The sequence below is a fragment of the Lentimicrobiaceae bacterium genome, from assembly GCA_028697555.1.
Taxonomy (GTDB): domain Bacteria; phylum Bacteroidota; class Bacteroidia; order Bacteroidales; family UBA4417; genus UBA4417.
The window spans coordinates 1-15123 of the sequence record JAQVEX010000023.1 but is presented as its reverse complement, the minus strand read 5'-3'; the positions used below and the strand labels follow the sequence as shown (position 1 = coordinate 15123).

Annotated in this window: 14 protein-coding genes; 12 read left to right on the top strand and 2 right to left on the bottom strand. The window is 36.4% G+C overall.

The window, feature by feature from the left end:
* Positions 1–150: 150 nt before the first annotated feature.
* From PHP31_05005 to PHP31_04980, 6 genes are all read left to right on the top strand, one after another.
* Positions 151–1464 (top strand): UDP-glucose/GDP-mannose dehydrogenase family protein, encoded by a 1314-nt coding sequence (locus PHP31_05005; GenBank protein ID MDD3738633.1) that lies wholly within the window; start codon positions 151–153, stop codon positions 1462–1464.
* 16 nt (positions 1465–1480) lie between these two features.
* Complete coding sequence (gene radA, locus PHP31_05000; GenBank protein ID MDD3738632.1) at positions 1481–2845, top strand: DNA repair protein RadA; 1365 nt, start codon at positions 1481–1483, stop codon at positions 2843–2845.
* Between the two features lie 105 nt (positions 2846–2950).
* Entirely contained in the window at positions 2951–4222 is a 1272-nt protein-coding gene (serS, locus tag PHP31_04995) for a serine--tRNA ligase (GenBank protein MDD3738631.1), read from the top strand.
* Between the two features lie 12 nt (positions 4223–4234).
* A complete protein-coding gene (locus PHP31_04990) occupies positions 4235–6082 on the top strand; it encodes a tetratricopeptide repeat protein (GenBank protein ID MDD3738630.1) in 1848 nt (615 codons plus the stop codon).
* A gap of 2 nt (positions 6083–6084) precedes the next feature.
* Positions 6085–6846 carry a 16S rRNA (adenine(1518)-N(6)/adenine(1519)-N(6))-dimethyltransferase RsmA gene (rsmA, locus tag PHP31_04985; protein MDD3738629.1) on the top strand — a complete coding sequence of 254 codons (762 nt, stop codon included), beginning with the start codon at positions 6085–6087 and terminating at the stop codon, positions 6844–6846.
* A 132-nt stretch (positions 6847–6978) separates the two neighbouring features.
* Entirely contained in the window at positions 6979–8646 is a 1668-nt protein-coding gene (locus PHP31_04980; GenBank protein ID MDD3738628.1) for an AMP-binding protein, read from the top strand.
* Positions 8647–8797: 151 nt separating this feature from the next.
* Here PHP31_04980 and PHP31_04975 read toward each other — a convergent pair whose 3' ends face one another.
* Both PHP31_04975 and PHP31_04970 read right to left on the bottom strand, forming a co-directional pair.
* On the bottom strand, positions 8798–9208 hold the full coding sequence (locus PHP31_04975) for a hypothetical protein (protein ID MDD3738627.1): 411 nt from the start codon (positions 9206–9208) through the stop codon (positions 8798–8800).
* A gap of 98 nt (positions 9209–9306) precedes the next feature.
* Entirely contained in the window at positions 9307–9651 is a 345-nt protein-coding gene (locus PHP31_04970) for a hypothetical protein (GenBank protein ID MDD3738626.1), read from the bottom strand.
* Between the two features lie 164 nt (positions 9652–9815).
* Between PHP31_04970 and PHP31_04965 the strand changes: the two genes are divergently transcribed.
* The 6 genes from PHP31_04965 to PHP31_04940 all read left to right on the top strand — a co-directional run bounded on the left by PHP31_04965 (position 9816) and on the right by PHP31_04940 (position 14830).
* Entirely contained in the window at positions 9816–11219 is a 1404-nt protein-coding gene (locus tag PHP31_04965) for an MBL fold metallo-hydrolase (protein MDD3738625.1), read from the top strand.
* Between the two features lie 4 nt (positions 11220–11223).
* Positions 11224–12030, top strand: a complete 807-nt coding sequence (locus tag PHP31_04960) for a nitrilase family protein (protein MDD3738624.1) — start codon at positions 11224–11226, stop codon at positions 12028–12030.
* A gap of 1 nt (position 12031) precedes the next feature.
* Entirely contained in the window at positions 12032–12619 is a 588-nt protein-coding gene (pth, locus tag PHP31_04955; GenBank protein ID MDD3738623.1) for an aminoacyl-tRNA hydrolase, read from the top strand.
* 65 nt (positions 12620–12684) lie between these two features.
* On the top strand, positions 12685–13320 hold the full coding sequence (locus tag PHP31_04950) for a hypothetical protein (GenBank protein ID MDD3738622.1): 636 nt from the start codon (positions 12685–12687) through the stop codon (positions 13318–13320).
* Positions 13321–13590: 270 nt separating this feature from the next.
* Positions 13591–14292 (top strand): outer membrane beta-barrel protein, encoded by a 702-nt coding sequence (locus PHP31_04945; protein ID MDD3738621.1) that lies wholly within the window; start codon positions 13591–13593, stop codon positions 14290–14292.
* A 4-nt stretch (positions 14293–14296) separates the two neighbouring features.
* Positions 14297–14830 (top strand): O-acetyl-ADP-ribose deacetylase, encoded by a 534-nt coding sequence (locus PHP31_04940; GenBank protein MDD3738620.1) that lies wholly within the window; start codon positions 14297–14299, stop codon positions 14828–14830.
* Positions 14831–15123 lie beyond the last annotated feature (293 nt).

Below are 15123 nucleotides of genomic sequence, written 5' to 3'. Positions count from 1 at the left end.
GATTGGTGGCTTTGGCAATATGCAATTAACAATGAGTAATTATCAATTGATAATTGCCAATGGCTAACAGCCAAAAGCCAAGAGCCAAAATTTATACAATAAGCAAAAGTTACAAACAAATTGTTATCTTTGTAATAAAAATATTAACACATGAAGATTTCAATAGTAGGAAGTGGATATGTAGGTTTGGTTAGTGGTGCATGTTTCGCCGATGTCGGCATCAACACTACTTGTATAGATATTGATAAAGAAAAAATCGCCAATCTCAAAAAAGGCATAGTTCCCATATACGAGCCGGGGTTGGAAGATATGGTAAAACGCAATATTGAAAAAGGATATTTAAGTTTTACAACCGAATATAAAGATGTTATAGAAGATAGCACAATTGTTTTTATTGCTGTAGGAACACCACCCGGCGAAGACGGTAGCGCCGATTTGCAATACGTGCTTAATGTTGCCGAAAACTGCGGAAAGTACATGAAAGACTACCTGCTTGTTGTTGTCAAAAGTACAGTGCCTGTTGGTACATCTGCTCTTGTTAAGCAAGAAATAAACAAACAACTTAAAAAAAGAAATGTTGATATTCTTTTTGATGTAGCTTCAAATCCCGAATTTTTGAAAGAAGGAGCTGCTATCGAAGATTTTTTAAAGCCTGAGCGCATCGTTATAGGCGTTGATTCCGGAAAAGCAGAAAAACTATTGACTAGCCTTTATCGTCCGTTCACTCTGAACGGACATCCCATAGTTTCTATGGACACCACAAGTGCCGAGCTGACTAAATACGCATCTAACGCTATGCTTGCAACTCGTATAAGTTTTATGAACGATATTGCCAATCTTTGCGAAATAGTAGGTGCTAATGTTAATATGGTCAGAATTGGAATGTCGTACGATAGCCGCATAGGAAGCAAATTCTTATATCCGGGCGTTGGCTACGGCGGTTCTTGTTTCCCAAAAGATGTAAAAGCGCTTTACAATACCGCAAAAAAATTGGGTTATCAAATGCGTGTTATCGAAGCGGTTGAAAAAGTCAATAACGACCAGAAAAAAGTTCTTTTCAACAAAGTAAATAAATACTTTAACGGAGACCTTAAAGGCAAAACAATTGCTTTGTGGGGATTGTCGTTCAAACCTTTAACCGACGATATGCGCGAAGCTCCATCATTAGTTATTATCGAAAATTTACTTAATGCCGGAGCAAATGTTGTAGCTTACGACCCTGTTGCTATGAACGAGGCAAAAAGGATTTTGGGAGATAAAATCAAGTATGCAAACTCAATTTACGAAGCCACCGTTGGTGCACATTGCTTGCTTATTGTTACCGAATGGAGAGAATTTCGCTATCCGAATTTCAACCAGATAAAAGAAAACCTTATCAATCCGGTTATTTTCGACGGTCGCAATATCTTCGACCCAAAAGTCCTTGCTAATGCAGGCATAGAATACTTTTTCATTGGAGGATAATTATAGTCAGATTTTTATGTCGAAACTCAAAACTATATATTATTGCAGTTCATGCGGAGCACAATCGCCACAATGGGTCGGACGATGCAATAGCTGCGGTGAGTGGAATACTTTTCAAGAAGAAGTTATTGAAAGTAAATCAAACGTACCCGATTTTATCAAAGAAATAGATAGAAACTCCAAACCCGTTAGTATCAGCCAAATTAACACTACTTCCGAGCACAGAATGTTAACCGGAAATGAAGAATTTGACAGAGTATTAGGCGGAGGATTGGTTGAAGGTGCTTTGGTTTTGATAGGTGGAGAACCCGGCATAGGAAAATCAACTCTGATGTTGCAAATAGCGCTACAGTTAGACGGCAAGAGGATTTTGTATATCACTGGAGAAGAAAGCGAGAGACAAATAAAAATGCGTGCCGATAGATTGGGAATACAAAATGAGAATTGTCATATTTTGGTTGAGACAAATACTCAAAAAATACTACAACATTTGCTCAGTTTCAACCCCGATTTGGTTATAGTCGATTCCATACAAACATTACAAACCAACGTAATTGAATCGTCGGCAGGAAGCATATCTCAAATTAGAGAAACAGCTTCCGAAATGCAAAAATACGCCAAAACCACTGGAGTTCCAGTAATTATTATAGGACACATTACCAAAGACGGACAATTGGCAGGTCCTAAAATTTTAGAACATATGGTCGATACGGTTTTGCAGTTTGAAGGCGACAGAAATTACGGATTTCGTATAGTCAGAGCATCTAAAAACCGCTACGGTTCAGCTTCCGAGCTTGGTATTTTCGAGATGACCGACAAGGGATTGAGAGAAGTTAATAATCCTTCGGAAATACTCCTATCGCAACACGATATGGATGTCAGCGGAATTGCCGTTGCAGCCAATATTGAAGGTATGCGACCAATGCTTATCGAAATACAATCGCTTGTGAGTTCTGCAACTTATAATAATGCTCAGCGTTCGGCTACCGGCTTCGATATCAGACGACTTAATATGTTGCTAGCCGTTATCGAAAAAAGAGGAGGTTTTAAAATGCTGAACAAAGATGTATTTTTGAATATAGCAGGCGGTATCAGAGTTGATGATCCGGCAATAGACTTAGCTGTTGTGTGTGCCATAGTTTCATCAGCAGTTGATATACCAATAGAAAAACTATCTTGCTTTGCTGCCGAAGTCGGACTTAGCGGCGAAATCAGACCTGTTAACAGAATTGAACAACGCATAGCCGAAGCACAAAAATTAGGATTTAACAAAATATTTATTTCGGCATATAACAATAAAGTTGTATCGCCAAAAAATAAAAGCATTGAAATAATCGAAGTAAAAAAACTACAAGATGTATTTCAAAACTTATTTGCATAGTTTATCAATACTAACGTTATAACATTTCAAGTTAAATTATTTAACTATCTTACTGCAATTAGTTTTGTATTGTTTGTAATTTTGTAGCTTTCAAAAACAAATACCATGATTGAAATATCTTTTTTAAGAGAAAACCCGCAAATAGTAATCGAGCGTCTGAAAATCAAAAATTTTGATGCCGAACATATAGTCGAAAGCCTTCTGCAGGTTGATAAGCAACGCCGTAGTATTCGTCAGTCTTTAGACGAAAACCTTACCGAAGCAAACTCAATAGCCAAAGAAATAGGCATTTTATTCAAACGTGGCGAGCAAGAAAAGGCAGTTGAACTTAAATCGCGTTCCATTGTATTAAAACAGCTTGCTTCCGATTTAGATGCTAAATTAAAGCAATTGGAACAAGAGCAAGAGGAGTTGTTGTTGCAATTGCCCAACTTGCCACACCCCGAAACACCAATAGGCAAAACTTCCGAAGATAATCTTATTGTCCATAGCGAAGGCGTAATACCCAATTTAGGAAACAATGCTATGCCACACTGGGAAATAGCCCAAAAATATGATATAATCGATTTTGAATTAGGCGTAAAACTCACCGGAGCAGGCTTTCCTGTGTATAAGGGCAAAGGTGCGGCGCTACAACGTGCACTAATAAACTTTTTCCTTACCGAAGCTATAAATGCAGGCTACACCGAAATACAACCGCCGCTTATGGTCAACGAAGATTCGGGATACGGAACCGGTCAGCTACCCGACAAAGAAGGTCAGATGTATCATGTAACTCTTGACAATTTATATTTAATACCTACTGCTGAAGTGCCTATTACTAACATTTACCGCAATGTTATACTAAATCAAACCGATTTTCCGGTTAAAAATACTGCATATTCGGCATGTTTCCGCCGCGAGGCAGGCTCTTACGGAAAAGATGTCAGAGGTCTTAATCGTTTGCACCAATTCGATAAGGTTGAAATTGTACAAATACAGCATCCCGACAATTCTTATAACACTTTGGAGGAAATGCGCGAGTACGTTGCATCCGTCCTCCGTAAGCTTGAACTGCCTTTCCGTATTGTACGCTTGTGCGGAGGTGATTTAAGTTTTACTTCGGCTTTTACCTACGATTTTGAAGTGTTTTCTGCTGCGCAAGAACGATGGTTGGAAGTAAGCTCAGTATCTAATTTCGAAAGTTTCCAAGCCAACAGAATGAAATTGAGATTCAGAGACGATAACGGCAAAACCCAATTAGCTCACACGCTAAACGGAAGTGCTTTGGCTTTACCCAGAATAGTTGCATCGTTATTAGAAAATAATCAGACTGAAAACGGAATTGCAATTCCGAAAGCTCTGCAAAAATTTACAGGCTTCGACCTAATAAGTTAATTTCACTTATAGATGAACAAGAATAATTTTCGCACTTTTATTTTTATTGTTTTATGCATTTTTTGTTGTGCAAGAACTAACTTATTTGCTCAAAATCAGCAAGTGCAAATAGGAATGAACTATTACAACAATAAGGAATGGGATAAAGCTATAGCTATTTTTTCGGAACTTTACGAAAAAGCTCCCAGTACGTTTTATTATTCTTATTTGGTTGCGTCAATGTACCAAACTAAGCAGTACGATGAAATTTTGAAATTAGCCAAAAAGCAAATCAAATTCTTCGCCAACGATTATAACGCTAAAGTCGATAATGGTTATGTTTTGTTACAAACCGGTAAAGAAGATAAGGCTTATAAAGAGTTCGACAAACTAATAGCCGATATCGAAAACAACAAAAATCAGATTAGAGGATTGGCTGGAGCTTTTTCTTCTAAGCAATTGTTCGATTATTCTATAAAAACGTATGAGCAAGGCAGAAAAATTTTAAAAGAACCTACCGAGTTTGCCTTAGATTTGGGTATTATGTACCAAGTTGTAAACCGTTGGGAAGATATGATTGACGAGTACATTATTTTGGCGAAAGAAAGTACTCATAGTCTTAATACCGTTAAAAACCGTTTGCAATATTGGCTTACCGATGACCTTACAGGCGAAAAAAACAAGATGCTGAGGAGTACTTTGTTAAAAAGAGCTCAAAAAAATCCCGACGAAATTATTTATAACGACCTTTTATTATGGTTTTCTATTCAGCAAAAAGATTTCGATTTAGCTCTTATGCAGGCTATTGCTATTGACAAGCGATACAACGAAGACGGCGAAAGAGTTATGGAATTTGCTGAATTATGTTTAAATAACAAGTCCTTCGATAATGCAATAGAAGCTTTTAAGTATCTTATAAAAAAAGATGAAAGTCAGAGCCTTACAATTAAATCTAAAACACTTTCGGCTTACGCAGGATTACTCAAATACGAAGATAGTTTCGACAACGATATTAAAAAAATAAATAAGGTTAGGACAGAGTTAAACGACATCATAGATACTTACGGGCAGAACAGCTACACTTTTGAAGCAATGATGCATATTGCAAATATAGATGCTTTTTATTTCAATAAATTCGATGAGGCAATAGAAATGCTTCATACGGCTATTGAAATTCCGCAGGTAGATATGATTTCCGTTGCCGAAGCGAAACTTCAACTTGCTGATATTTATTTGTTTATAGGCGAACAATGGGAGGCAACGCTACTGTACTTACAAGTTGAAAAGCAATTTAAAAACGAGCCTATAGGACACGAAGCTAAGTTTAAAAACGCTAAACTATCGTATTATATCGGCGAATTTGAATGGGCAAAAGCTCAGTTAAATGTTTTGCGGGGCGCTACGTCAAAACTTATAGCCAACGATGCCATGGAACTGTACATGAGCATAGTCGATAATGTTGCCGAAGACAGCTTATATCTGCCTTTATTAAGGTTTGCACAAGCCGACCTAAAACACTATCAAGGCAACGATACCGAAAGTCTTAACATTTTGAACAAACTGATAAATACATTTCCCGGACACCCTATAGTTGACGATGCCTTATTTTTAAGTGCGAATATATATCTGAAAATGAATAACTACGATACTGCTGCAAAGCTGTATCAAACCATAGTTGACCAATATTATTTCGATTTGTTGGCAGATAATGCTCTTTTTACTTTGGCAAAACTTTATGAAAACAAATTCAATGATTACACCAAAGCAGTTGAGCTATACAAACAACTTGTAACTCAATTTTCCGACAGTATTTACGCAGTAGAAGCTAGAAAGAAAATCAGATTGCTCTCGGAAAAAATTCAGCAAAACAACAATACATAAACGTGAAGGTAAAAGCTAAAAAATATTTAGGTCAGCATTTTTTAACCGACCATAAAATTGCAATCAGCACAGCCGATGCTATATCATACGATATAGATAATATTATAGAAGTTGGACCGGGTATGGGAATGCTTTCGCAATACATTTTAAAACAACCCTTCAAAAATTACGTAGCTGTTGAAATCGATGATGAATCGGTAGAATATTTGAAGAATAATTTACCCGAACTTAATGTTATTAATGCCGATTTTCTGAAATTAAATCTTGAAGAATCATTCAAAGGCAAATGTAGCGTTGTAGGCAATTTTCCATACAATATATCAACACAAATTTTGTTCAAAGTCTTCGATAATCGTAATCAGGTCGATGAACTTGTCGGGATGTTCCAGCACGAAGTTGCCCAGCGCATAGTATCAAAACACGGAAACAAACAATACGGAATACTTAGTGTATTGTTGCAAGCCTTTTACGATATGGAATATTTGTTTAAGGTCAGCAATACTGCATTCGATCCCCCACCAAATGTGCAGTCGGCTGTTATTAAAATGACGAGAAACAATGTGTTGGAGCTGCCTTGCAATGTAAAACTGTTTGTACAAGTTGTAAAAATAGGGTTCAATCAAAGAAGAAAAATGCTACACAACGCTCTAAAACCTTTATGCACCTACAAAGGCTCTTTTGCACAAAAACGAGCAGAACAACTCAGTGTTGATGACTTCGTTTTACTTACCAACGAGGTTGAGCGTTTGGCTTTTAGCCTTTAGCTGTTGGCTATTGGCAGAAGTCAGCCAACGGCTAACAGCCAACAGCCAATAGCCCCAAGACTTCGGGGCTAAAAATCACAGTCCCCAATTTTGTTCTTAACGCAAAACAAGTAAATTTGCACAAAAATTAAAATGAAACCACGTACTTTAAATAAATATTTCGATTACATAATGGATAAATATCCGGAAAAATCGATTATTTACGTTAAAGACGATGGTAGTGCCGACAAACAGTTGTACACACAACTTAAAGCCGATGCATATTATGTTGCAGCGAATTTACAACAAATCGGACTAAAAAAATCGGATACTGTAATTATCTGCACCGAAGGGAATAAAAACATAGTCAACGCTTTTTGGGGCTGCATAGTGTTGGGAGTTGTTCCCACTATCGTTCAGGCTCCGATTATAATCGACCAAAACGACCTTGCAACTCAAAAAGTACTTAGCGTCTACAACACACTAAATCAACCTTTTTTAATTTGCAATAACGATAGATTGCAAAGTGTTGGAATTTCGGCAGATAAAATAATTTTGGATGGTAATTTGTCTGCAAAACCGACAAATGCAACAATTAATAACGATTCAACTGAAAACGATGTAGCTTATATTCAGTTTTCTAGCGGTAGCACCGGCGACCCCAAAGGAATTTTACTTACGCATAAAAATGTAATTACCAACTACAAAGACATTACAAGTGCTCTTAAAGTTGATGACACCGATTACGTTTTAAGTTGGATGCCACTGTACCACGATATGGGATTAGTAGGCTTGTTTATTTCTACAATATTGATAGGTGCAACGGTTGTTAATATAGAAACTGTCGACTTTATTAAAAACCCCAAGCTATGGATAGACACTATGAGTAAATATAAGGCGGATATCAGCGGTTCGCCTAATTTCGGACTTAATTTACTTGTCAGATTTGTAAACAGAAACAATGAGCTTCATGATTGGGATTTGTCGAACATGCGTGCTTTACTCAACGGTGCTGAGCCTATTTCGGTAGAAATTATGAATAATTTTATCGATACTTTGCACAAATACAAATTTCACAAAAATGCTATGATGCCTGTTTACGGCTTAGCCGAAGCAACATTGGCGGTTACATTTACACCACTTCTTACCGAAAGCCTTATAGTTTCGTTTCTATCCGACGCATTGGATAGCGAAGGTATAGCAGTTGAATACAATACAGAAATTCATAAAAATCAGCCACACCGTAAGTTGACATCGGTGGGAGTTCCGTTAAATAACGTAGAAGTTAAAATTACTGATGACAACTCCAATGAATTAGCCGAAGCTCTCGTCGGAAACATTATGGTTAAAGGTGATGCAGTGTCAGTTGGCTATTACAAAATCGATGATAAACAAACATTTCAAGGCGATTGGCTTAATACAGGCGACTTAGGATTTATTTACAAAGGGCATCTGTTTATTTGCGGAAGGAAAAAAGACATACTGTTTTTGAACGGAAAAAAATACTTTTCAAACGATTTGGAAGACATTGCCGTTGAAATGTGTAATTATACACTCGGAAAAGTTGCTATTGTTGGCAACAACGATTATTCGGGCAATACCGAAGAAGTAATAATTTTCGCATCCGGAATTAAAGTCTCTGATGCAGATGAATGGCTCGCCATGACACGCAAAGTCTTTAATGCGTATATTGGAATTAAAATAGATAAACTTGTTATAATACGCTCAAATCAATTTCCCAAAACATCGAGCGGAAAAATGCAACGTTATTTGCTAATTAAAGGCTACAACAACAACGTTTTTAATAATGTTTTCAGTTAGCTCTTAGCTTTTGGCTTTTAGCCCTTGGCTATGTTCAGTCCCGAAGTTTCGGGACTAATAGCTAATGGCTAATAGCCAAAATCAAAAACTAAAAAGGCTACCGTCTTAATAGCACGATAGCCTTTTTATTAGAATGATTAAAAGCGTTTGCTTATTGTTGGCAAGTTGCTTTAATTCCTTCAATTACGTTTCCGTAAGTTTCAGCGGTAGCGTTTTTAATGTTTTCGATGTTAGCTTTAACGATTTCAATTTTTGCTACTAAAGCATCAATCTCTACTTGTTTTGCTAATTTAACATCTTCTGTAGCTTCAACCGATTCCTGAGTTAAACGATCGATTTCTGCTTGCATTTCAGCAACTTTTCCTTCAAATGCTACAACTAGATCATCTTTTTGTTCAAAAGTGTAATCATCTAAGTTGATGATAGCAGCTTCATTTAAAGTTGAATCTGCAGCTTGTTCTACAGCGTCAGCTTTTGGAGCTTTGTTTCCGCAAGAAGTGAAAGATAACGAAAACGCAACTACTAAAACAGTAATTAAACTAATAATTGACAAATTTCTCATTTTTGGTACAGTTTTAATTGTTAATAATATGTGTCATACAATTTGCAAAGATAATAATTTTACAGTAAAAAAAAGTTTTTTTAAAATTTATTTATAATTTAATTAAAAAAACTGTCTAGAACGCTTAAATCCTCGGCAATGATAGCCTTTTTTTCTGTTTCAATTATAGGTCGTCTAATCAGTTTTGGATTTTTTGCCAAGATTTCTAACCATTGTCGTTCGGTAAAAGTTTTACCTTTTAAATCGCTTTTGTAGTACGATTCTTGCTTTCTTACTAAATCTAAAACAGGTACATTAAGTTTTTTCAGCAACTTGCTTAGTTCGTCAATAGTTAATGTTTGTTTTAAGTACTCAACGGTTTCAAAGTCTTTGTTGTTGTCGTTTAAATATTCAACGCCTGCACGTGATTTACGGCAACGTGGATTGTGGTATATTTTTATCATAGCTTTTGTCTATTTGTTAAGATTTAGGGCGCAAAGGTAATGAATTTGCGTTAGTAAACAGCTACTGGCAATTGCCAATATTCAAAAAACTTTTTCTACTATACTATCGTTTTTTAGCAATTTTTTATCTTTACAGATTATATGTTCGACAAAACAATGCAATTATGAATATCGAATTTATAGGTGCAGCAAGAGAAGTTACCGGAAGCAAGCATCTGATAAGAACTAAAAAAGGGAAAAAAATACTGTTGGACTGCGGTATGTTTCAGGGTAAAGGACTTGATACCGACGCCATGAACCGCAATTTAGGTTTCGATCCGGAAAAATTAGACCATATTCTGCTTACACACGCTCACATCGATCATTCGGGTTTAATACCCTATCTTTACAACTTAGGTTTCAGGGGCTCGGTTATTTGTACTGATGCTACCCGCGACTTGTGTTCAATTATGCTTACCGATAGCGGTTATATTCAGGAAGCCGATGTCAGAATTTTCAATAAACGCCGTTTGGCTAAAGGAATTACACCAATTAAGCCTATTTATACAAGAGAAGACGCAAAAAGATGTATGGAATTGTTTATCAGCGTGCCTGAGAACAGAAAATTTACCATCGATGAGAACTTAAAGGTAATGTTTACCAACACCGGACACATGTTGGGTAGCTGTGTAGTAACGCTTTACGTTACCGAAGACGGCAAAACCACACGTATAGCTTATACCGGCGATATCGGTCGCCCGAGTTCACGTATTTTAAAATCGCCTATACCTTTCCCGCAATGCGACTATCTGATAACCGAAAGCACTTATGGCGACAGACTACATCCAAGTCAGGACGACGCAGACCAAGAATTGTTAGACATTATGTTAGACACTTGTATAAACAAAAAAGGGAAGCTGATAATACCTTCTTTTGCCATAGGCAGAACCCAAGAAATTGTTTATTCGCTCAACACGTTTTTTAATGAAGGCAAATTGCCTAAAGTAAATATCTATGTCGATAGTCCCTTGGCTGTCAATGCTACCGATATTTTCCGAATGCACACACATTCGTTAAACGACGATGTTGCAGAAGTTATGCTATACGACGACGACCCATTCGGATTTAACTCGCTTTTTTATATAAAAAACGTCGAAGATTCAAAAAAACTCAATATCAGCAACAAGCCCTGCGTTATTATTTCGGCATCGGGCATGATGGAAGCAGGTAGAATTAAGCATCACGTTGCTAACAATATTGAAAATCCTAAAAACACAATTTTAATTGTCGGATACTGCGCCCCAACCACTCTTGGAGCCAGAATTCAAAGCGGAATAAAAGAAGTATCTATTTTCGGTCAGATGCACACTATTAAAGCCGACATCAAACGCATAGAATCTTTCTCCGGACACGGCGATTACGAAGAAATGGCTGATTTTATTTCTTGCCAAGATAAAAATCAATTAAAAAAAGTGTTTTTAGTTCATGGCGACTACGATGCTCAATTGCATTACAAAAAATACTTGCAAAGTCAAGGCTTTAAAAACATTGTTATACCCGAACCTTTTCAAAAATTTGAACTAAACTAAAACAATGAATATCCCAAACCTGAACATAGCAGTTTTGCAAACCGACATAGCTTGGAAAGATATTAAAACCAATCTCAACAGATACGGTAAAATAATAGCTAGCATCGATAAGCCTACTGATTTAATTGTCTTACCCGAAATGTTTAATACCGGATTTTGCACAAAACCGCATGATATTGCCGAAACCAAAGACGGTTATACTTTTGAATGGATGGCAGATATAGCTGGAAAAACCCTTGCAGTTGTTACCGGTAGTATAATACTTCAACAAAACAGCAACTATTACAATACTCTTGTTTGGATGAAACCCAACGGACTGTATTCTTTATATCTAAAAAAACATTTGTTTTCCGTTTCCAACGAAGACAAATACATGACTTCGGGCAAAGAAAAACTTATTGAAGATATTTTGGGATGGAAAATTTGTCCGCTTATATGCTACGACCTTAGATTTCCGGTATGGTCAAAGAATACGTACAAAGACAATATATACGAGTACGATGTTTTAATTTACGTTGCAAGTTGGCCCCATACACGTGCCCACGCGTTCCGTAAGCTGCTACAGGCTCGTGCTATCGAAAATCTTGCCTACGCCATTGGAGTCAACCGAGTTGGAACCGACGGCAACCAATTGTATTACTCGGGCAATTCGGCTGTTATCGATTTTAAAGGTAATTATATGCACGAAATTACATCAGAAAAAGAAGATATAATCATCTCTTACTTAGATTACAAACAGCTTGACAGCTTTAGAAAAAATTTTAACGTCGGAGCCGATTGGGACAATTTTACTATAAATAATAAAAAATAGCATGAATAAATTTTTGATAGTGGGATTAGGTAATGTTGGCGACGAATATGTCGATACACGACATAATATAGGTTTTCTTATAGCCGATGCGCTTGCCGCCGAGCTTGACGTAAAATTTTCCGTAGGCAGGCATGCTTACGTCGCCGATGCCAAGTTAAAAAACAAGCTACTCAAAATAATCAAGCCAACTACCTACATGAATTTAAGTGGCAAGGCTGTCAAATATTGGATGCAAAACGAAAATATTCCTATTGAAAACATACTCGTTATTACCGATGACGTCGACCTAGATGTTGGTGTTATCAGGCTCAGAACCAAGGGTAGCGGGGGTAGCCACAACGGACTCAATCATATTATAGAAACGCTTGAAACTACCGAATGGAGCCGACTAAGATTTGGTATAGGCAAAAATTACGCACGCGGATTTCAAGTCCAGTATGTGCTTAGCCGTTGGGAAAAATCGGAAATCCCCGTTATTTTAAAGCAAACACAGTTAGCCGTGCAGGTAATTAAAAGTTTTGTACTTTCCGGAGCCAAAATAACAATGAATCAATACAACAACAAGACATTAATTGAAGACGACATATAGCGGCTGTAATTTATTATGGCACAATTATTGATAATTTCATTGAGTTATTAAAAATTTTTACAAACATGAAGAAATTATTGTTATTACCATTATTATTGGTTTTCTTTTTAAGCGCAAAATCGCAAGTTAGCGAAGGCACAGTTCAAATTAATAAAACTAATCAGCCGGCAGTTATAGCCGAATTCAACTATTCTAAAGATGTTGTAGAAAGCGTTTTGGAAGATTATTTTAAAAATGCAAACTTAGGAAAAAGTCGCAGATTTAAAGGTTTCCAAAGGTTTGAAGGAGTTGTATTTCAACAAATTGCTGATGAAAGAATAGACTTATACTACAGAGTTTCATCAAAAAATAAAAGAAGTCAGACAAGTACAGTGCATTTGCTTATTAGCAAAGGATATGACAATTTTATCGATTCTAAGTCCAGACCTGAAACTATGGAAAAAGTTAAAGAAATGATGGCTTCGTTAGTTACTCATTTTGAAGCTCAGGATTTGAGAAATCAAATTGATGCTCAGCAAAGGGTTGTTGATAAAGTTGATCGAGATTTGAAATCGCTTTATTCAGAAGGCGAAAATCTTAAGTCAAGAATAAAGAAAATGCAAGACGAATTAGAGGAAAATGTAAAAAAACAAGAAAATCAAAACACTTTATTGGAAAAGGAAAAACAAGTCTTAGAAGAACTCAAAGCCAAACAAAAGTAGTTTTTTGGTGAATAGTGAATGGTGATTAGTGGTTGGTGAATTGTGATTACTTGTCTCGAGAATTCGGGAGTGAAAGGAGATTTTTAGTTTCGTTTCGAAATTTCGGGACATAACTAACCCGCAACCCGTAACACTAACCACCGACCACCCATCACCAACCACCATTCTTAACAAATTTTATTTATACGTATTAACGCAATTTTTTTACCTTTGTCTTTTATAAACGAACAATAAAAATTTTATCCGAGTTTAATTTATAAACGCCTGAATATGAAAAAAATAATAGCCATATTGTTTACATTGTTATTTGCTACTTCTATTACTTACGCACAAATGTTCAATGTTAAGGAAATATCCGAACGTCTCACAACCGGTATAACCATACACAACGATATTTGGGCTAAAATGCCCGATTCTGTCAAAAATAGAGCAATTAATCAAGGATTTGAAGTATTTACCCACTATCATTTTAAAATGACCAAAAGCGGCTCTATTGCCTTTTTCTTAGGAGGCTCAATTTCTTCTCACAATCTTTTTCTGAAAAATGCCGGTTTTGGCTACAATTCTGAAAAAGAGCCATACATGTACAATATTCCTGAAAAAATAGGCGATGTTGAAACCAATGTCAGAAAAAGCAAGCTATCGTTTACCTACGTGGATATTCCTTTAGGATTTAATTTTAAAATTAAAAAAGATTTCCATGCAACAGCCGGTTTCTCAATCGGATGGAATATTCAATCGCAATATAAATACAAAGGCAAATCCTTAGAAGATTTAAGTCGAAACATAAAATACAAAAATCTGAATCTCGAACATACAAATAAAATGCGTTACGGACCTTTTGTTATTTTGGGATACAAGGGAATAGGACTTAAAGCTGCGTATCAAATAGTGCCTTCTTTCCAAGAAAATAAAGGACTTGACATATATCCAATAACATTGGGAATTGTTTTCAAACCGTATTATTATTAAAAAATTGATAAAAATAGAATTAATAAAAGGCGACATCACTCAATTATCTGTTGATGCTATAGTTAATGCTGCAAACAGTACCCTTTTAGGAGGCGGAGGTGTTGATGGTGCTATTCACAGAGCAGCAGGCAGACAACTTGTAGAAGAATGTCGAACTTTAAACGGTTGCCAAACCGGAGAAGCTAAGATAACCAAAGGATATAATTTACCTGCAAGATTTGTTATTCATACAGTCGGACCTATTTATCAGCATTATGACGACGATACGCAAAACCGACTTCTTAGCAATTGTTATATCAATTCACTAGTGTTGGCAGAAAAATATCAATTAAAAACAATTGCTTTCCCCAATATTAGTACCGGTGTTTACCGATTTCCAAAACAGCAAGCCGCCGAGATAGCAATAAATGCCATAAAAAATTTCGAATATAAGAGTGTACAAAAAGTTATCTTCGTTTGCTTCGACGATGAAAATTATGAAATTTATAATCGGCTATTAGCCTTTAGCCCCCGAAGTCTCGGGGCTGTTGGCTGTTAGCCTTTAGCCTTTAGCTCTTCGCTTTTTGCCCTGAAACTTGCACCACTCATCACTCACCACCGACCACCAACCACAAAAAAAGCCCCGCATGTGCGGGGCTTTTTTTTGTTTAGAATCTCCAATTAAGGATTACTTGGTAACTACAAACTTACGAGTAAATGTATTTCCGTCTTTAGCAATGAACTTGATGCTGTACGCACCAGGAGCAAATTTGCTTGTGTTCACTGTAAATTCGTTCATACCTTTCACTGATTTTTCAACCACTTTAGCACCCAATACGTTGTAGATTACTA

Bases quoted from the DNA above. Each gene is read 5' to 3' on its own strand.
- PHP31_04975 (MDD3738627.1), bottom strand. From the start codon at position 9,208: ATGAGAAATTTGTCAATTATTAGTTTAATTACTGTTTTAGTAGTTGCG.
- PHP31_05005 (MDD3738633.1), top strand. From the start codon at position 151: ATGAAGATTTCAATAGTAGGAAGTGGATATGTAGGTTTGGTTAGTGGT.
- pth (MDD3738623.1), top strand. From the start codon at position 12,032: ATGAATAAATTTTTGATAGTGGGATTAGGTAATGTTGGCGACGAATAT.
- PHP31_04950 (MDD3738622.1), top strand. From the start codon at position 12,685: ATGAAGAAATTATTGTTATTACCATTATTATTGGTTTTCTTTTTAAGC.
- serS (MDD3738631.1), top strand. From the start codon at position 2,951: ATGATTGAAATATCTTTTTTAAGAGAAAACCCGCAAATAGTAATCGAG.
- PHP31_04960 (MDD3738624.1), top strand. From the start codon at position 11,224: ATGAATATCCCAAACCTGAACATAGCAGTTTTGCAAACCGACATAGCT.
- PHP31_04990 (MDD3738630.1), top strand. From the start codon at position 4,235: ATGAACAAGAATAATTTTCGCACTTTTATTTTTATTGTTTTATGCATT.
- radA (MDD3738632.1), top strand. From the start codon at position 1,481: ATGTCGAAACTCAAAACTATATATTATTGCAGTTCATGCGGAGCACAA.
- PHP31_04965 (MDD3738625.1), top strand. From the start codon at position 9,816: ATGAATATCGAATTTATAGGTGCAGCAAGAGAAGTTACCGGAAGCAAG.
- PHP31_04945 (MDD3738621.1), top strand. From the start codon at position 13,591: ATGAAAAAAATAATAGCCATATTGTTTACATTGTTATTTGCTACTTCT.
- PHP31_04970 (MDD3738626.1), bottom strand. From the start codon at position 9,651: ATGATAAAAATATACCACAATCCACGTTGCCGTAAATCACGTGCAGGC.
- PHP31_04980 (MDD3738628.1), top strand. From the start codon at position 6,979: ATGAAACCACGTACTTTAAATAAATATTTCGATTACATAATGGATAAA.